Origin of the sequence: Terrimonas alba, assembly GCF_042434975.1 — a bacterium.
GTDB classification, from domain to species: domain Bacteria; phylum Bacteroidota; class Bacteroidia; order Chitinophagales; family Chitinophagaceae; genus Terrimonas_B; species Terrimonas_B alba.
This window is the reverse complement of the sequence record NZ_JBHMQM010000004.1, coordinates 194,637-214,303: the sequence shown is the minus strand read 5'-3', so window position 1 is coordinate 214,303 and position 19,667 is coordinate 194,637. Positions and strand designations below refer to the sequence as shown.

Sequence of the window (19,667 nt, the reverse complement as noted above, 5' to 3'; positions counted from 1 at the left end):
GTCAGTTATAAATTCCCTTTTTTTAACTCATTGTATGCATGGTCCACGGCTCTTGCCGTTAATGCCATGTACAGAATGGATGGGCTTTGATTGCCCGTACTCGTCATACAAGCTCCGTCGGTGACAAAAACATTCTGACAGGCATGCAACTGGTTCCATTTGTTTAATAAAGAAGTGGCCGGATCATTACCCATTCTCACGCCACCCATTTCATGAATATCAAGACCCGGAGCTTGTTTCGAATCATAGGTGCTAATGTCTTTTGCGCCGGCTTTTTCCAACATGGCTACGCCTTCCTGCATGAAATCTTTTAATAGTTTTTCATCATTATCATCGTAGCCAACAGAAGTAATGAGCAACGGAATACCCCACTGATCTTCTTGATCACCACTTAATCGCACATGATTGGTTGCTTTAGGAATTGTTTCACCCTGCATATACATATAAATCGTCCATCCACCTGGTTCGCAAAGCCCCTCTTTGAATGCGGCACCAATTCCCTCCGGGTTGCCATAAAATTTTTTTTCTCTTGATGCCGCTGAAAATATGACGTAACCACCTGTGAAATCTGTTTCCTGCTTTTTGAGGTTGCGAAAATTTGGGATCACACATTCAACCGGCCGGCCTGGTGTATAATAGGAATCAAGAAAGCCATCGAACCGGGCCCCCATACTGCCGCGATAGTTGTGAAAGCAAATATATTTTCCCAGCAATCCATTGTCATTACCCAAGCCATTCGGAAAACGATTAGAAGTAGAATTAAGTAAAATAAGATTGCTGTTCAATGCAGAGGCGTTGACAAAAATTATTTTGGCAAAAAACTCAGTGGCTTTTTTTGTATTGGCATCGATAACCGTTACGCCAACGGCTTTTTGCTTTTTTTCATAATAAATAATAGCATGAACTACTGAGTGTGGACGAACAGTAAGATTGCCAGTTTTAGCAGCCCAGGGCAATGTTGCGGTAACGGAACTAAAATAACCACCGAAAGGGCAGCCACGCATACATAAGTTTCTGTTCATGCATTGGCCTCTTCCCTGCTGCTTATGTAATTCGGTTGGTTCTGTAAGCTGCGCCCATCTGCCCGAAATATAATGACGGCCAAAATTGTCCCAAAGCGTTTTACGCATGTGTTGCTCTACTGCATTGAGATCATAGGCGGGCAAAAACTCTCCGTCAGGCATAGATTCAATCCCTTCTTTGCTACCACAGATGCCAGTAAATTTTTCAGCATGGCTATACCACGGCGCAATATCATTATAACGGATAGGCCAATCTATTCCATAGCCATAGCGCAATGGCGCTGAAAAATCCCATTCACTCCACCGTTGACAACTTCGTCCCCAGGTTAATGATTTACCTCCGACCTGGTAACCTCTGATCCAGTCGAATGGTTTTTCCTGCACATAGGGATGATCCTTATCTTTTACAAAGAAATGTGCGGTGTCTTCTCCATAACCAGCCGCTTTTGTAATTAATGGATTCTCCTTTTTTATTGCTTCCGTTATCCATCCGCGATGCGGTAGCTCCCATCGCTGTTTATCATACGTGGGATAATCTTTGATATGTTCAATATTTCTTCCCCTTTCAAGTACCAGCGTTTTTAATCCTTTATCACAAAGTTCCTTCGCGGCCCAGCCCCCACTGATACCACTACCAATAACAATGGCGTCAAAAGTATTTTGTTCTTTGCCTTTACTGTTAATATGAACATCGGGGGTATCCGGCATTTCTATTTTTTATTTTGAATGCTTGAAGAGTAAATGATCAACACTATATTTTCCGCTTCCTGCGAAAAAGAAAACCATTCCCAGCAAAACAAATAAGAATGGATGCTGGTCCTCGTACCAAATTTTTCCATGTCCTACAAAAAAAGAAACATACAACATGGTACAGACTAGAAACATTGATCCTACCCTTGTCAAAAAACCAATAGCCAGCATGATCCCGGCTACCAACTCTGCAATCTTTCCCATATACACCATGAATGCGGGTGAAGAAAAACCTTTGAAAGAATCCCAGGTCAGGTACTCGTTCATTTTTTCTTCATCAAATACTTCCCAGCCATGATATACCATGAACAAACCAACGACAATACGCACAAAAGCCAGACCAGCTTCCTGCCATAAAGGAAATGGTGAAAACAATTTATTCATTGATTAAACAGTTTAAACGATTGGCCATTTGAACTTGCTCTTCAGCTTTATCTTCATTCCTGATGCAGATGATTTCCTGGCAGCTTCTATGATCTCCAGCACATGCAACGCATGTTCGACATTGATCAGTGGTTCGGTATGATTGACGATGGCCTCACCCACTTTTGTTGCTCCTTCCTGCCACATATAGCCACCTTTATCGGTACTCATCAATTTGGGTGCTTCATCCCAGGAGTTGTCCAGTATAACACCATTAGTTTCCCAGTCATAACCGATCAGCCGCAGGTTTCCTTTATCACCATAGATCTGGATTGAGTGCAATGATTGATTTCCTGCTTCGTGACCATGTGGATCAAAGAAATTGAATCCACACATCACATGACTGATAACACCCTTCTCATGCTCTAACAAAACATGTGCATTGTCTTCTGCCTCTACTTTTATTGTTCCTTTATCATCTACCGTTCTTTCAGGTTTTACAATGCTTAACATGGCCATTACACTTTTTGCAGGGCCCAGCAAACCGGTCAATGTTGCCATATTATACACACCAAGATCAGGCATACTCCCACCCAGTTTTTCATAAAAGAAAGCACTCCAGGTAGGACCCGTATGACCATACTGTCCATGAGCACTGGCCAGCTTTCCAATTTTTCCTTCCTGTATGCATTTGCTCATAAAAGCAAACTGGGGACTGTTCACCACTGCTGGTGCACCCCAGATCCGAAGCCCTTTACTTTTTGCAAGATCCAATAAAGCTTTGCCCTCTGCATAGGTATTAGCCATTGGCTTCTCACTCCACACATGTTTGCCTGCCATCAATGCTTTCTTGTTGAGCTCACCATGCACCTGCATATCTGTTGTGGTAACCATCATATCAAATGGCACGCCGGCCAACATCTTATCAATATGCGGGTAAGTTTTCGCATTGACATTGTACTTTTTATTTTGTTCCACGGCTCTGTCATACTTGATGTCGCACAAACTCACAATTTCAATCAAAGAAGAAGTTTGCAGGTGGGGGATATAACGGTTGCTTACGCTTCCGCAACCGATTAAAGCGACTTTCAATTTCTTTTCGGGCTTTTCCAGGGCAAAGCTTTCCAGGGACGAGAGTAATACGGCGGCGCCAGCCATGGCGGTATGCTGCAGAAACTGTTGGCGTGAGATATTTTTCATAACAATCGTTTAAAATCTAAAAATGTGGTTTTCTATTTTTCTGCGGATAATTTTTTCAAACCATTTTGAATGTCATTATCGCTCATGAACAATTTCCACAGGAGGCCGGTACGGTAATTCTCTATCATCACGACCATAGGCGCCTGGTTCAAGCCCATATAAATTTCGGAGCACCAATTTTGTGTGAGATTAAATGCATCGCGGAAACCATATTCTCCCCATAAAAATTTTCCATAATTGTGATAATAGTTCTTTAATGCTTTCATAGATTCAACAGGAGTATAAGGAAATGAACTAATGGCCCCGGTCGGCGCAATCTTTCCCCTGTCTTGTCTTAATACAGGCTCATCTGCAGAATAGTTATAAGGACCATCGCTGGCTGTGAGACCCCAGCAGCTGTCTCCATAACCAACATAATGACCAGGATTGTCTACACAATACAAATAATTGATGCGGGCTATATTTTGGTTGTTGACGAAATAGTTAGTGTACCGATCGGTAATTTGTTTGGGGTCGTAACCCAGGTAAGAGTAATGAGTAAAAAAAAGTGGGCCGCCATTGGAAACACCAACATCCAATTTTATATCATAGTATTTGTTTCCATTCGTATACATAGAACCTTCGGTTGTTTGCCCCCAGCCTGCCCTGTATTGCTGGCCAGTGCTATCCTGGTTGGCCCAACCGGTATAATACATACTTGCCGGAACTGAATAGGTAGGTGAGGCGATGGCTAACAGGTAAGTGACCATTGTTTCATTCCAGCCAATAAGACGATGATCAATGATCCATCCCTGGTCAGGTGACCAATGCCAGTAAAGAAATTTGCTATCAGGATATCGACGATACCAACTCCATTCCGTTTTTTTCCAGATCTTAGTAATCTTATCACGGATTATTTTTTCACGGGCATCATCTTTATTAAAATAGGCTCTTGCCGTTAATAGTCCTTGTAATAAAAACGACGTTTCTACCAGATCGCCTCCATTGTCTCGTTTGCCAAAAAAAGGTTCTGCCGTGCCGGTGGGACCATCAATAAAATGCGGGAATACTCCATGAAAGGTCGACGCCTTGTCAAGGAAGTTAACAATCCTGGTGAATCGTTCTATCGATTGATCCCGTGTAATGAATTTCCTTTCAGTTCCTGCAATCAATGCCATTATACCAAAGCCCGAGGCCCCGGATGCGATCATATTATGTCGGCCCAAGATATTTTCCCTGGCCAGACCACTATTCTTTTCCGAACCTTCCCAATAATAAAAGAAGCAAGCTTCCTGTACCATAGTCAATAATTCTTCATCCGTCATTGGTTTAGTATGTACCTCCACTGGTTGTGATAATTCCGTTTCTTTATAATCGTTATCAATAAATGATAGTTTATACCAATAGTTTTTACCCGTTTGACCGGTGAAATCTGTGTATCGGGGAATAAATGGTGATTGAATACCTATTGGTTGATAGTTTTCCCCGTTTTCTGACCGGTAAATTTTTACATACCTAATGGCTTTATTGGCGATGTTCTTCCATTGCAGGTTTACATGCTTCGCATAGCCTTTTGCATCTGTTATAACAGGTTTTTCAATAAGCGGTGCTTTATCTGCGGAAGACAATAATTCGATATCGTCAATATAAATTGTTTGCTGACTGGCGCCGGAAAAACTTTTTTGTGTAAAAACTACTCCAATGATATTTTCGGGCTTGTTTGCATCAATGTTCCTGAATAGATGTAAAGGGATAACTACCTGCTCCCATGTCTTTACCTTACCTGTTTTAAAAGCAAACCCATTTGTGACCGTGCTGTCTTTCAGCATTAATCCTACCTCTGCTAAATCCCATTGCCTGGTTGATCCCGAAGAATGGTATATCCAAAAAGAAAGACGATCTGATTTCTTAAAATGATCCTGCCCCCTGGTCTCCTGCTTATAAACAACAACCTGCCATTGACCATCTTCATGATTTTTATACTGTAACTCTAACGAATTGCCCGGCGTGTGAAAAATAGTTTTACTTACCGGGAGTTTTCCATTTTTATTTTTTATAATGGAAGGCCGAATTTCCGACGCCTTAGAGAAAAAATAATCCCCTTCCATCCTGCTATTGACAAAAAAATTATACCCGTACAATGGCTCCTGCGCTATACAAGCACCGGAAATATTAACAACGAATGCGAGTAAACTTATTTTAAACATATTTTCAATTTCGAAAAACAATCAACCAACAACTTAGCATTAAGGCTGCTGACTTTGAAAGCCTAATTTTTTCAATCCATTTTTTATATCAGGAATGTTCATAAATAATTTCCACAACAAGCCGCTCCGGTAATTTTCGATCATCACAATGATGGGTCCCTGGTCGATGGCCAGGTGACTCTTTGCATACCAATTATGGGTTTCACTAAATCCATCTGTAAAACCATAGTCACTCCAGATCTTATTACCATGGTCATCATAAAAATGCCGGAGTGCATTCATGCTGAGTTCAGGAGTAAATGGCATGGAAGAAATGGCTGCGGTAGGTTGAATGACACCCAAATCCACCTCGGGGCAATGCGCCACATAACCCTTGTAACTATCGCCGGCAGTAAGTCCCCAGCAATTTTCACCATACCCTTTATACTTCTTCGGGTTCTCGATACAATAAGCCCGGTTGATTAATGTATGATTACGCACCTGTTCCAGGTAATCAATTCCTAACGTATCCTTTAAACCGTTGGGATTAATGCCCAGAAAAGTATACTGTTCAAAAAATAGCGGGCCGCCTTTGTCATAATTGCCTAAGGGCAATTTGTACCCGTAATAAGTTTTATCATTCTTAAAGCTTTTACTGTTGACCCAACTTCCATTATATACCTCCTTTGAAATAGGATGGCGTGGTGAAGCCGCCGCCATGATATAAGTGATCAGGCATTCATTCCAGCCCCATACCGGGAAATTCATATCAAAACCATTGTTGGGGCTCCAGTGCCAATACAATTTATTTTCGCCGTTGCTGTGCCAGTTCCAGTTGGCGGCACCCCACATTTGGTCGATCCGTTTGCGTAAATATTTCTCTCTTGGAATGTCTTTATTAAAATACTCTTTGGCGCAAAGAAATCCCATCAACAAGTAGGAAGTTTCCACGATATCGGCTGCATCATCTATACGATCAAACTTGATGGTCTTGCCGGTACGCCCATCCATGAAGTGAGGATAGATACCATGGAAACAATCAGCGTTAATAAGAAAATCAGCAATCTTTATTAACCGGCGAACGGCGGTATCCCTGCCTATCCATCCCCTTTCCACCGCTACAATCGTACTCATGATCCCAAAACCAGTTCCCCCAATAGCTCCTGCATCGGGTCCAAATTTCGTCTTGCTGAAGTTAGGTTCATCCCATGCCTCATTGATATAATCCCAGTAATGTTCTGCCAATACCGTGTTGCTTCGTTCCAACGCAAGGCCGCTTACAGGATGTGCTCCATGCCAGAAAAAACGGAAGGTTTGTTTTTGTACCAGTTCCAGCAATGCATCATTGCTTAACCCTTTGATCAATCCTTTGGGTGCAATACTATCAGGCCCGTCACCATATTTACCTTTTGTGAGTGCCAGCAACTTTGGCTGTGCATCTGACAAAAATGCGATGAATAGCAAAATGAAAAAGCAAGTCACTCGTTTCATAGCCAATAATTTTTTGTCAACGGCAAGATGAAATTTATTTTATCCATGGACTTTCAAATCCCAGCCTTTTCAATCCAACCTTAATTTCGGGACAACTCATAAATAATTTCCATAATAGTCCTGACCGGTAATTTTCAATCATTACTATGATCGGTCCCTGGTCAATAGCCAGGTGACTATCGGCATACCAGTTCTTTGTTTCGTTAAATGCATCGGTGAAGCCATATTCACTCCATATCTTATCGCCCAGGTCATTATAAAAATGTTTTAATGCCAGCATTGAATAGTCCGGAGTATAGGGAAATGCTGACAAAGCCGCTGTTGGTGTAATTGTTCCGTTATCATTGGTGGGTGAATGTGCATCATAGCCGTTCCAGGTATCGCTGGCTGTCAATCCCCAATTGTTTTCTCCGTAACCTTTAAATTCTTTGGGATTGTCAACACAATAAGCCCGGTTGATCAGTGTATGATTTTTATTTTGTTCCCAATAGTCTGCATAGCGGTCTTTCAATCCACGTGGATCCAATCCGAGGAATGAATAGTGCGAGAAAAACAATGGACCGCCATAATCAAAGCCTAGTGGTAATTTGATTTTATAAAATTCCTTGCCATTCTTAAAAAAATTGCTTTGAGCCCAACCACGATGATATACGGCTGGGCTTACGGAATATCTTTCGCCGGATGCCGCAAGTACATACATGATCAGGCATTCGTTAAAACCACGCACAGGAAAGTTCATAGCCCATCCATTATTGGGACTCCAATGCCAGTACAATACTTCTTCACCCTTTGTAAACCAATTCCATTCGATATCATTCCACATCCAGCCAATTCTATTTCTTAATTCTCTTTCTGTTCTGTCATCAGCATCGAAGTATTGTCTTACACATAGTAGTCCCTGGAATAAGAAAGATGTTTCAACAAGATCAGCGCCATCATCTTTCCGGCTGAAAGGGATCGTTTTACCCGTTGCTCCATCCAGCCAATGCGGAAACACGCCATGATAGGAATTTGCTTTCAATAAAAAATTCACCATCTTCAATAGAAACCGGGCAGCCGTATCTCTTGCAATCCATTTTCTTTCCGTAGCCACAATAACTGACATGACACCAAACCCTGTACCGCCGGTTGTCACTACTTCACTGCCATAGTTGTAAGCCACATTACTTCTTTCCCTTGCTAACCCTGATACCGGGTGAGCAAAATCCCAGAAATAACGGAAGGTTTGTTTTTGTACCAGGTCAAGCAAGGCGGAATCACCAGGATTTTTTGGACGGCTTGCCGCATTAAACTGCGCAACCTTTCTTTCTTTAACCTGTGCAAATGAGGAGGAGGGAAGAGTAGCGACTGAAATAAAAAGGAGAAGAGCAAGACGTTTCATAACAAATGATCTTATGTTTAGAAAAAGTGATTTAATAAAATCAAATCTTTATTTTTCCCTCTAACCTATTAAATCCAAAAAATCCTGGTTCAGACTACAAATACGGTGCAGTAAAACCCAACGCTTTCATCCCTGTTTTCACCTCAGGACAACTGGTAAACAAATCCCACAATAATCCGCTACGATAATTTTCAATCATTACTATAATTGGCCCCTGGTCAATAGCCAGGAAAGAATTGGCATACCACAGATCATTCAATGAAAAAGCGTCTCTAAAACCATATTGTGTCCATATCTTATCACCTAACACGTAATAAAAAAACTTCAATGCCTTCATCGACTCCTGGGGTGTAAAAGGGATAGATGAAATAGCCGCAGTTGGAGCTATCACACCAACATCGTTTGTGGGTGAGCTTGCTGTATAGCCATTTGGAATATCACTGGCTGTTAGCCCCCATACTGAATCACTATAGCCATAAAAGTTTTTGGGATTGGCCTTGCAATAACTGTAATTAATCAGCGTATGATTTTTTGTTTGTGTAGCGTAATTGCCATAAGCATCTGACAGACCATTTGGATCGATTCCCAAAAATGAGTAATGTGAGAAAAATAAAGGTCCGCCCAAATCGGGTCCCAAAGGCAATGGATAGCCATAATAGCTATTCCCGTTTTTCATTGAGCCATTAGAGGCCCAGCCATTATCATAAACAACCTTAGGAACGGAATGCGTAGTAGAAGAAGCCCCCAATACATAAGTGATGAGACTCTCATTCCAACCTTTTATCTGCATATTCATCACCCAGCCATTGGAGTTGGTAGAGCTCCAATGCCAATACAATGTGTTTTCATTATTCTTGCGGAACCAATCCCATTCCACTCTGTTTACTATTGTGTTGATATCACTTCTTAGTGTCGTTTCATCAGCACTCGTTCCGTCAAAAAATTGTCTTGCCGTCAATAGCCCCTGGATAAGATAAGAAGTCTCGACGAGATCTGCTCCATTATCATTTACACTAAAAGGAATAACCTTACCTGTCTGCCCGTTCAACCAGTGAGGATAAGCACCATGAAAAGTTTCGGCGATATTTTTTAGAAAAGAAACCATAGTCTGCAACCTGGTTAATCCCTCAGCCCGGGTTATAAAGCTCCGATGTATGGCGGCAACAATCGCCATTATGCCAAATCCCGTACCACCGGATGTATACGTATTAGCGTCTGTATTCCTTTCCCTGATCATTCCACTAGTAGGGTGAGCCAACTCCCAGAAATAGTTGAAGGTTCTTTTTTGAATAGAATCCAATAACACATTGTCGGGTATAGCCGGGAATTTTCGGGACGAATCAATAGACGTTATAAAAACTCTGTCAACCCTCGTTGCCAGACTACCATTGGATGCAGACTTTAAATTGGTAGAAATTGAAAGGTTGTATTTGCTAAGATAGGTTAAAGGATTTGTGGGGCTAATAACCAGGAGAGAATCTGCATTTTGCAAGGTTGCGGAATAAGGTACAACAACGTTATCCGAGGTTTTGAGGCTGATTGCTGAAGCCAGGCTGGTTTGTAACAATGGTTGTGTAAACTTAATAGCAATGGTAGGCAAGGAATTTATGTTGTATACTACTGAATTAAATGTAATTGAGTTTATAGTAGTATACGACACGACAGGGTTTTTTGGTGCCGACGGAGCATCATCTTCCTTTTTGCTACATGAAATGCAGGTAAATAAAATTAATATGAAGCTCATCCAACACATACCTCAATCATTAGGTTTAAGAAAAACTATCTCCTGGTTATTCCGGGCAAGGGCCAGAATCTTTTTGCCATTGACGATGTTAATCCATTTCATATCCCTTATTTCGCCATCAATATCTGGCAGTAAATGTTTACTTAAACTTCCGTCAACATTAAACAAAGTAGGAAGAAGCGCATCATATCTCCCTTCATAAGGAATCACGCCATAAAAATTACCGCCACCTATAAATTGATTTTTAGCTAAAGCAGGAGCAAAAGCCATTACAGGGGCCAATTGCAGTTCACTGGGAAGGTCCTGTCTTATAAAGTTGCCTTTTCCGTCATTGATAAAACAAGATGATGATAATACTTCTGCTTTAAGTTCCGTGTAGTCTTTAAAAAGATCATAAAACATATACTGAACAGTTTTACCTGCGACCTCTTTGTATTCAAGGTATGCCTTCTTCAATACCGGCAGTGAACGTTCCAATTCGTCCTTGGCTAAAAAGGTGTACTCATTTCCATTTACTGTGTAACACATTATCTGCTCAATCCTGCCATTTTTATCAAAGTCATTTATATATAGCTTCAGGGGGGGATTCTTTCCCGCATATAACTTACTGTTATGACCCCAATTGCCGGCAAGGATGTCGGCAATTCCGTCTCCATTTACATCTGTCATGTAAATTGTTTGCCACAATCCTGATGAAGCAGGAATATCTTTTCGCAGAAATTTTCCTCTGTCGTTGATATAAACTTTTACCGGCATCCATTCTCCCGCTACCACCAGGTCAGGCCATTGATCATTGTTTACATCTGTAAACACGGCTGATGTCACCATACCAATCTTCAACAGGTCCATTATTTCTTTACTGGCAATTGAAAATTTGCCTTTGCCATCATTAAGATATAAGTAGGAATTTTGAGGAATACCATATTTCATTGGGTCAGACAGAAAACCTACAAACACATCATTGTCTCCGTCCTTATCTATGTCAGCCACCGTTACACAAGATTTGTTTTCCAACATGCGGGGAATGCTTCCCTGCGAGAATGAAAAATGACCTTTGCCATCATTGATAAATAACCTGTCAGCTGAGGCTATCGCATTTGCCGGCATTTCGTTCCCGCCACTAACCACCCACAAATCCAGGAACCCATCACCATTTGCATCAAAAAATTCAGCATCCACATCTTCGCAAATAGCAAATTCATTAAATAAAGCTGTATCGATAGATTTAAATGAACCATTTGCCTGTTGAATCATCAATGCACCTGGTTGTCCTTTTGCACCACATAGGTAAATGTCATCCAGACCATCATTACTGATATCAGCTACGGCCATCTCAGGGCCGCGTGTTGATTGCAGATGAGGTATGAGATACTGAACATTGTAATCCAAAAAGTCATTCTCTTTATGACGCCAGCTTAATCCTGGTACGTTGGGCAATTCCTCAAATAATTGTTTTGCGGTTGGAAAAAAACTGGCGTAGTGAAAGCTATCTGTTGCAGTTTCTTCTTTTATCTCCAATTTTCCCGCAGTGATTTTTTTAAGAAGCCGGTATTTTTGATTTGGCCACACTACGAGCAGACTATCCACCGTCTTCAAATTATCCAGACCAAAAAGAACTTTGTAGTCGCATGACGACTGAAAACCTCTTTGAGGCTGAAATTGCTGGTATTGCATTTTACCATTGGAAAAAACCCAGAGCTTTGCTCCGACCCCAAACTTATTTCCCCCATTTCCTTTCAATGAAATAGCCAAGGCGTTTTTGTTGGCAGAATTATTTTTCAATAGCATAGCCTTTTCGTTCAAGCAGTTTATCACCAAATCAAGGTCACCATCATTATCGAGGTCTGCATAAGCTGCACCATTGAAATAGCCCTTCATATTCCTGGTTCCCCATTCTTCACTTACGTCAGTGAAACCTTCCTTTCCATTCCCCTTAAATAAAAAAGGATGTGAAGCGCCATCAGGCATTGCATTGATAGCTTCTTTATCGTATTTGTCGGACTTGTCCATTCCTTTTGTCTTGAGATCGGAAACAAACCGAACATAGTCAAGATCAACCGGCCGTTTTACAATTCCACTTGATATAAATAAGTCTTTGTTACCATCGTTATCAAAGTCTGCAAACAAAGGTGCCCAACTCCAGTCAGTAGCGGATATACCACTCATCAGGGCCACTTCGCTAAAAGTACTGCCACCACCATTATTTCTTTGCAGGCAATTTTTTGAGTATTGTTTTTGATATCCCTGTATCTCGAGCTTTACTTTATAGATATCCGGGTTCTCATCACTGCCGTAAGTCTTTAAAATTGCCTCGTCTGGCGGCAACATATCCACGGTTACGATATCCGGTTGTCCATCATTATTGTAATCAGCAACATCGTTTCCCATACTGAAACGGCTGTAATGACCGAAGTGCTTCGCACCACTTTCTGTAAAAGTTCCGTTGCCGTTATTGATATAGTAATAATCGTTTTCGTGAAAATCATTTCCCACATAAATATCATCCCAGCCATCATTATTCAAATCAGCCAGCGCCAGTCCAAGACCGTATCCCAGGTTGCTTTGGTATATCCCAGCTTCTTTTGAAACATCCCTAAACTTTCCGGAGGTGTTTATATCATTTCGGTATAATCTGTCACCTGAAACGCTATCATACTTATGACGATGGGACGTGTCTACAATATTGGCATGTGGATGAGTGGACTGGTTCAAAATATAGCAATCCAGGTCACCATCATGGTCATAATCAAAAAAAGCAGATTGTGTAGTAGCACAAGAAGTATTTAACCCATACTTTCCCGAGCTCTCGGTGAATGTATTATTCCTGTTGTTGATGTAAAGTTCATTATGCCCTTTAAGGTCATATCGTTCACTTACTGTTGAAACGTAAATATCGAGATAGCCGTCTCCGTTAACATCCGCCATACTTACTCCGGTACACCAGTCAGACAATCCTTTAACACCGGCTTTTTCTGTTATATCTTCAAACTCAAAATTTCCCTTGTTTAAGTAGAGTTTGTTATTGCCTTTACTATTGGCGGTAAAAAAAATATCCGGCAGGCCATCGTTGTTTATGTCACCTGTTGCAACACCGCCCCCGTTATAGTAGTAGAGATAATAAAGGATGTTAAAGTGAGGCCTATCACCTAAAATATTTTTAAATGATATGCCCGTCTTCGATGGCGACACTTCACTAAACACATACTCTTTTTGTTTACAGGAAATAACTGTCAAAGCAAGCAGGGCCCCTGGTATGAAACCATTCCAAATTTTCTTTAAAGATTTTACCTTTCTTTCTATCAAAACTTTCATTTATTTCTCAAAGCTCTTTAAATACAGGCGGACAAAATTTTAATCTGATAAACCTATGCATGTGCAAATGCACTAAATAAAACAAGACCAGGAAAAAGATAACCGGTTTTTGTAACGAAAAGGGCTGAAGAATATTCAGCCCTATTATATTTTAAATCACTGCTGATATCAGGTAAACAATTTACATCTTACTATTGTATAAGGCAGCCACTTCAGTTGCGGTAAGAGCCTTATTATACAGCCTGAACTGATCCAATGCCCCTTTCCAGGGTTGAATCCATCCATCAGTTGATCCCCCAAACCCTCCATGTTTGCTCCATCCGCCAACAACAAATCCTACCGGATTTACAAATTGTGCCGGTCCTCTTGGGTTTCCACCTTTTTTTACATCTGTCAGAGCAGCAGGTAATCCTGTCAATGCCGCACCGTCTACATAATACGTCAACTTTGAAGTGGTTTCATCATATACAAAAGCCAGGTGATGCCATTGATCATTCAAAAGATTTCCGGGCATTTTTCCATTGGCTGCCGTAAACTCAAACCATTGATCAGCATCCACGCCCCAAACGAGTTTGACTACTGCATCAGTGGCCGTTGATCCGCCGTTCTGGTGTTCTACGAATGCGGTAAAGTTCGAAGCAGTCCATCCATCTTTTGATGGTAATGTAAATAACCACTGGGGCTCATTTTGAGGCACTGTATTTTTTTCCCAAAAAGTGACTGTAAAACTTGAAGAAGCACCGAAATCATTGGCATTGGTATAAACGATACTACCACCGCTGGGTGCAGTACCGGTAACCCCGGGAACAAGTTTTACATTACTTGATGGGAAGAAACTGGGGTAATCGGAAATACTGTCCCTGAAGCGTTTGTTTATTTGACTATGTTCTGGCGCCGTCGAATCAAAACTTGCAAAGAACCGTAGGGGAGTAGAAGGAGTAACGGTATAATCCTGGGGATAGTCGCCAAGAGCAGGCCTGGTCATTTTCTGACAGCTGGCCATAACTAATACTATAACAGTAGTAGTTAAAATATTTTTGTATGATTTCATAATAATCAGTTTAACAACTTTAATACTTGTTTTACCATTACCATTCAGGATTTTGAACTAATACATCGCCTGTAAGATCAATCGCTTTTTGAGGAATAGGATAATACTTGCACCGGCTGGTATATCCCAGCGGTCCGAGCACAGCTTCGGCATCACCCCAACGAACTAAATCGTAAAACCGAAGACCTTCCATGGCAAATTCCCAACGTCGTTCGTTTTTAATCGCGGCTCTCATTTGATCTTTGCCTGCAAAGGCAATGGGAGGAAGAACAGCATTGTTGCCCCCTCTTGCCCTAGACCTTATCATTTCAAGCATGGTGGCAGCAGTAGCCCCGTCGCCCAGTTCGTTGGCTGCTTCCGCTTTCATCAGGATAACATCAGCATAACGTAGTATTCTGTGATTGATCCAGGTAGCTTGTGCTCCGGTGATTGCCCTTTGGGCAGGGTCAGCATACACTTTCTTATTCCAGTATTTTTGAACCAATACCGTTGGATAAGCGGGTAATGTCAATCCGTAGCCTCCTTCGGCATCGCCTCCATCATGTTGCCCGGAATAAAGAATTGTTTTCTTTTTTCGGGGATCGGAATTACTCCAATCGGTTTCCAATTTTTCGGAAGGTGCATTCCAGCCCCAACCAAGATCCCATTCCTTAGGCCCACCATCTATGATGCGGGGATTTTGAGATTGGGCATAAGGAGCTCCATAATTTGGCGAACCGCCTGTGCCAACATGCGTTTGAATTTCATAAATGGACTCAGGTCCATTTTTTCCTGCCCCACCCGGTCCATCTCTCCAAATTTCACGGAATGCAGGTAATGAATATTGTCCTGAAGCTATTACAGCATCACACGCAGCTGAAGCACCTGCCCAATTGGAACGGAATATATAAACCTGGGCCAGCAAAGTATTTGCAGCGCCTGAAGTAAGCCGGCCGGGGAACTCGTCTGAGCCGAGGTCCCAGGTTAGGGGTAGCGCTGCTGCCGCTTCCTGTAAGTCTTTCTCGATAACAGCAAAAATTGAGTCAACGGATGCTTTTGGTTTTACAGCGTCCTGTGGAGTGGCATTATAAGTGGTAAACAAAGGAACTTCGCCATATGCTCTGACCAAATCGAAATAGCAATAGGCTCTGAAAAATTTTGCTTCACCTACATTTCTATGCGAAAGCTCATCTGTAAAACCAGCAAGCTCGGCTGTTTGCAAAATGTTGTTCGCCTGGTTAATTAACAAGAAGTGATTATTCCAATACTCATTGGTAGCCCAGTCATCTTTTGTATACTGGAAAGTCTCAAACTCAGCAACAATCTCGGCACCATCGGTAGCAGAGCTTCCTTTGGTAGCATCATCATCCCTGATGCTGTGAAAGTCGATCCATGGTAAACTATTAAATGCAACATAGTCCCTTGTTATCCGGTACAGGCCCATGGTCTGCTGCTCAATGCCAAAGTCATCCAATGTTCCTTGTAAAGGTTTCCTGTCTAAAAACTTTTTGCACCCTGTCAAGCCCGAGAAAGCCATCAGGATAGCTACAAGATGAAATAAGATTTTTACTGGTTTCATAATTTCTCGTTTTATATTTATTTCAATCTTTTAAAAATTAAGGTTTAGGCCAAAAGTGGTTACACGTGGGATGGCTCCCCCTGCCTCATCAAACCCAAATGCAGTAGCTGTTCCACCGAACTCCGCTGTATAACCATTGTTCTCCTTCCAGGTTTTTAGGTTCTGCACATTTACAAATACCCGCAGGCCCTTAATCCTTGCCTTTGACATAAACTTGCTGGTAAGATCATAGCCAAGCTGTACGTTTCGAATACGAAAGAAGCTTCCGTCCTCAATATTGTAAGTTGAGCCATTGTAATTGAAACGGTGACCCTGGCTGATTATGGGTTCCCAATTAGAAGTACCCGCGCCATGCCATCTTGCCGTTTTAAGAGCCGGATAATTTACCCTTTGGAACGGCGATTCCAATGCTCCCCAAATCCTGAATACTTCGTTACCATATACGCCACCGAAATCAATGCTCAGGTTAAGCTTTTTATAAGCAACGCCTACTGAACCTCCATAGATGAAATCAGGAGAGGGATTACCAATGATCGTCCTGTCTGCAGCGGAGATGATGCCGTCTCCGTTCACGTCTTTAAATTTAAAATCGCCATTCAAATAAGTACCAAGCGCACCGGCAAAAGGAGAAACTAGTCTGTCTAAATCGGTTTGATAAAGGCCTTCCACTACATAACCGAAGAATGACCCAATCGGTTCTCCCGGCATGGTCCTCGCTTCTGCAGTAGCATTATTAGCACGGGCATCTATAATAATTCCGTTCGGCAATTCCTTAGCAAGACTAACCACTTTATTTTTCATGAAGGTGATATTGCCACTTAAGGTTAAGGTAATGTCACCTAACTGCTGATTCCAGCCCGCCGAAAATTCATGTCCCCAATTTTTCACTTCACCCCCATTAACCAGGATATCAAATAATCCCAATGAGCTTAGGTTTATGTAAGACATCATGTCCTTTGTAACCCTATTATAATAGCTATACTCGAAATGAAGCCGGTTATTAAATGCGGCAAGTTCGAGCCCTATGTCATAGGAGCTTATTGTCTCCCATTTAAGGTCCGGATTTTTTAAATAAGCAGGTGTTGCAGCCAGATATGCGGTACTACCAAATACAGCAACCTCGCTTGTTCCTGTTCTAATTCCCGGGTAAAATGGATAATAACCGGCAAACCCGTATGTACTTTGATTACCCAACAGACCAACAGAACCTTTTAATTTCAGGAAGTTGATAAAATCCTGGCCTTGCATAAATTCTTCTTTACCCAGTTCCCAGGCGGCGCCAACGGCCCAAAACTGCTGGTGCCTGTTCTTTTCCGGAATGCGTGACGAGGCGTCATCCCTGATGGAAGCATTTAAAAAATATTTACCGCGATAGTTATACAAAAATCTACCTAACACAGATACAGTCGTATACTCACCTGCACTTCCGGACGCATCACCTTCCAATACTTTTCCAAAGTTGTTGGTGACATACCATTTGTCTTCATCGTTAGGAATATGTAATGCTGTTACAGGACCACCAGCGGTTGATTTAGTGTAATTTTTCTCTTCCCTGTAAAAGAAGGTTGTAAATCCGCCCATGGCTGTCAATGAGTGATCACCAAACTTTTTCTTGTAGGTAAGTATATAATCCTGCTGCAATTTTTTGTAGGTATCGATATTTTGCTCAACACTCGTTGTCGCAGATCCAAAATTTTGAGCGGTATACAAATAAGGTTGATTCGTTGATGGATCGTAAGCATAGTACATGGGGTTGTACTTTCTTTTATTTACTTCACTTACATCGGCATACCAGGTTGCCCGGACATTGAAATCTTTCAAAAACGTTACATCAGCAAAAAAACTTCCAACATACCTGTTTTCCCTGCTAATGGTTTTATCCCAGGTGTTTTCAACCTCCAAAACTGGATTTACAACCCCTGATCCCTGTAAAAATAATCCTGAGTAAACTGGAATATCTATTGAGTCGTATACCGACCGATAAAGGTCCCTTACTCTAAAAGTTTTTGTCCCTGGAGAAATATGTGGCATCACTTTTCTGGCCGCATCCAATACCCATGTAGCATCATAGGGATTTTCCTGGCGGGATGCATTTAAATTCATCCCAACTTTAATAGCGCTATTTATCTTATACTCATCGCTGAAAGAAAGAAGATATTTTTTTAGTTTTTCCCTGATAACGACTCCTTCATCTTCTATATAGCCCAGCCCAAAATTGAATTTATTTTTATCACTAGTTCCAGACATGCTGATATTATGTGACTGGAAGTTGGCCTTTCTGGTCACCGCATCAATCCAGTCGGTATTATTGGTTCCTTTAATTGAAGAATAGTCAGGAGTAGGAACATTGTTATTATTATTTTCCTCTTCAAACAGTTCGTCAAACTGTGAAGCGCTGGCCATTTTGAGTTTATCCACAAGATCTTTGAAACCGTAAGTACCATTGTAGTTGATGGTGGTCTGGCCAGCCTTGGCTCTTTTCGTAGTAATAGCTATAACTCCCGTACCACCCCGGATACCAAAAATTGCCAGAGAAGAGGGATCCTTCATCACCTCAATCGATTCAATATCGTTGGGATTTATATAATCTATATTATCCTGGAAAATTCCGTCTACAATATATAACGGCTTTACCTGTCCGATACTTTGCGTACCACGAATGCGAATATCAGGCTCTTTACCTGGCGTGCCATTGTTTACAACATATAAGCCGGCCACCTTGCTTTGTAAAGAGGCTACCGGATTCGTATTAGGTTTGTCAGCAATTTCTTTTCCTGAAATTTTTACAATAGAACCTGTCAAATCCCTCTTACTCGCCGTACCATAACCTATCACCACCACCTGGTCCATCACCTTTGTCGAAGTAACAAGAGCTACGGTGATATCGGTTCTTCCTCCCAGGGCAACTTCCTGTGCGTCGTAACCAACAGAAGAAATAACCAATGTTACATTAGCATCCACAGCTGTAATGGAGAAATTCCCTTCACTATTAGTTGAAGTACCCGTGTTGGTGCCTTTTATTATTACCGAAGCACCGGAAAGCGGTGCACCGCCTTCCCCGGTCACCTTACCCCTGATCACAACATCCGGCAAACGGGTGGCTGCATTGGGATCTTCTTTGATAACAACAAGATTATCATTCATTAACTGGTACTGTAGTCTTGTTTTATCCAATAACAAACTCAATACTTCTCCCAAAGAAGCTTCCTTTACATTGATCGTTACTTTTTCCCTCATCTCCTCCAGGTTGTCATTGTAAAGAAACCGGTAATTGGTTTGTTTTTCAATAGTTCTTAAAATACCGCCGATTTCTGTCTTCTTCATACGCAGGCTGATCCTGTTCTGGCCGAAGCCATTGGCAGCAACATTCAGCGTAATACACAGCATGAAAACTGCGGTCAACTTCATAAATAGCAGAGCTTTTGATGGTAACGGAATTTTAGAAGCCGTTAGAAAACATTTCATATTTTTAGCAAATTAGGGGTTAAACAATCCAACCTGACGAGTTGATTATTTCCGTTTAGCCTTTTTTCAAACGGGGAATGCGCCAACATTCTCCGTTATCTTTTATTTTACCTCACCCCGGCCCTCTCCATCCTTCGGCAGGCCCAGGAGCGGGGGGTAAGTGCA

Annotated in this window: 11 protein-coding genes; all 11 read right to left on the bottom strand. The window is 41.7% G+C overall.

Going from position 1 to position 19,667, the window contains the following annotated elements; genetic code table 11:
• Positions 1-5: 5 nt before the first annotated feature.
• Positions 6-1,730, bottom strand: coding sequence for a GMC oxidoreductase (locus tag ACFEL9_RS12925; protein WP_385890555.1), 1,725 nt, complete (start codon positions 1,728-1,730; stop codon positions 6-8).
• 9 nt (positions 1,731-1,739) lie between these two features.
• Positions 1,740-2,156 carry a DoxX family protein gene (locus ACFEL9_RS12920; RefSeq protein WP_385890552.1) on the bottom strand — a complete coding sequence of 139 codons (417 nt, stop codon included), beginning with the start codon at positions 2,154-2,156 and terminating at the stop codon, positions 1,740-1,742.
• Positions 2,157-2,168: 12 nt separating this feature from the next.
• Positions 2,169-3,335: a Gfo/Idh/MocA family protein gene (locus tag ACFEL9_RS12915; protein ID WP_385890549.1), complete on the bottom strand. Its 1,167-nt coding sequence runs from the start codon at positions 3,333-3,335 to the stop codon at positions 2,169-2,171.
• A 32-nt stretch (positions 3,336-3,367) separates the two neighbouring features.
• Positions 3,368-5,521, bottom strand: coding sequence for a glucoamylase family protein (locus ACFEL9_RS12910; protein ID WP_385890547.1), 2,154 nt, complete (start codon positions 5,519-5,521; stop codon positions 3,368-3,370).
• A 39-nt stretch (positions 5,522-5,560) separates the two neighbouring features.
• The gene (locus tag ACFEL9_RS12905) at positions 5,561-6,991 is read right to left on the bottom strand and encodes a glucoamylase family protein (protein ID WP_385890544.1); all 1,431 of its coding nucleotides are present in this window, start codon (positions 6,989-6,991) and stop codon (positions 5,561-5,563) included.
• 34 nt (positions 6,992-7,025) lie between these two features.
• Complete coding sequence (locus ACFEL9_RS12900) at positions 7,026-8,372, bottom strand: glucoamylase family protein (protein WP_385890541.1); 1,347 nt, start codon at positions 8,370-8,372, stop codon at positions 7,026-7,028.
• 94 nt (positions 8,373-8,466) lie between these two features.
• Complete coding sequence (locus tag ACFEL9_RS12895) at positions 8,467-10,032, bottom strand: glucoamylase family protein (RefSeq protein ID WP_385890538.1); 1,566 nt, start codon at positions 10,030-10,032, stop codon at positions 8,467-8,469.
• Positions 10,033-10,128: 96 nt separating this feature from the next.
• Positions 10,129-13,428, bottom strand: a complete 3,300-nt coding sequence (locus tag ACFEL9_RS12890) for a VCBS repeat-containing protein (RefSeq protein WP_385890535.1) — start codon at positions 13,426-13,428, stop codon at positions 10,129-10,131.
• 181 nt (positions 13,429-13,609) lie between these two features.
• Entirely contained in the window at positions 13,610-14,479 is an 870-nt protein-coding gene (locus ACFEL9_RS12885) for a LamG domain-containing protein (RefSeq protein ID WP_385890532.1), read from the bottom strand.
• Between the two features lie 37 nt (positions 14,480-14,516).
• Complete coding sequence (locus tag ACFEL9_RS12880; protein ID WP_385890530.1) at positions 14,517-16,037, bottom strand: RagB/SusD family nutrient uptake outer membrane protein; 1,521 nt, start codon at positions 16,035-16,037, stop codon at positions 14,517-14,519.
• A 30-nt stretch (positions 16,038-16,067) separates the two neighbouring features.
• The gene (locus ACFEL9_RS12875) at positions 16,068-19,445 is read right to left on the bottom strand and encodes a SusC/RagA family TonB-linked outer membrane protein (RefSeq protein WP_385890528.1); all 3,378 of its coding nucleotides are present in this window, start codon (positions 19,443-19,445) and stop codon (positions 16,068-16,070) included.
• Between the last annotated feature and the right edge of the window lie 222 nt (positions 19,446-19,667).

Excerpts from the sequence above, each read along its gene's own strand:
- ACFEL9_RS12925 (WP_385890555.1), bottom strand. The coding sequence starts at position 1,730 with ATGCCGGATACCCCCGATGTTCATATTAACAGTAAAGGCAAAGAACAA.
- ACFEL9_RS12920 (WP_385890552.1), bottom strand. The coding sequence starts at position 2,156 with ATGAATAAATTGTTTTCACCATTTCCTTTATGGCAGGAAGCTGGTCTG.
- ACFEL9_RS12915 (WP_385890549.1), bottom strand. The coding sequence starts at position 3,335 with ATGAAAAATATCTCACGCCAACAGTTTCTGCAGCATACCGCCATGGCT.
- ACFEL9_RS12910 (WP_385890547.1), bottom strand. The coding sequence starts at position 5,521 with ATGTTTAAAATAAGTTTACTCGCATTCGTTGTTAATATTTCCGGTGCT.
- ACFEL9_RS12905 (WP_385890544.1), bottom strand. The coding sequence starts at position 6,991 with ATGAAACGAGTGACTTGCTTTTTCATTTTGCTATTCATCGCATTTTTG.
- ACFEL9_RS12900 (WP_385890541.1), bottom strand. The coding sequence starts at position 8,372 with ATGAAACGTCTTGCTCTTCTCCTTTTTATTTCAGTCGCTACTCTTCCC.
- ACFEL9_RS12890 (WP_385890535.1), bottom strand. The coding sequence starts at position 13,428 with ATGAAAGTTTTGATAGAAAGAAAGGTAAAATCTTTAAAGAAAATTTGG.
- ACFEL9_RS12885 (WP_385890532.1), bottom strand. The coding sequence starts at position 14,479 with ATGAAATCATACAAAAATATTTTAACTACTACTGTTATAGTATTAGTT.
- ACFEL9_RS12880 (WP_385890530.1), bottom strand. The coding sequence starts at position 16,037 with ATGAAACCAGTAAAAATCTTATTTCATCTTGTAGCTATCCTGATGGCT.
- ACFEL9_RS12875 (WP_385890528.1), bottom strand. The coding sequence starts at position 19,445 with ATGAAGTTGACCGCAGTTTTCATGCTGTGTATTACGCTGAATGTTGCT.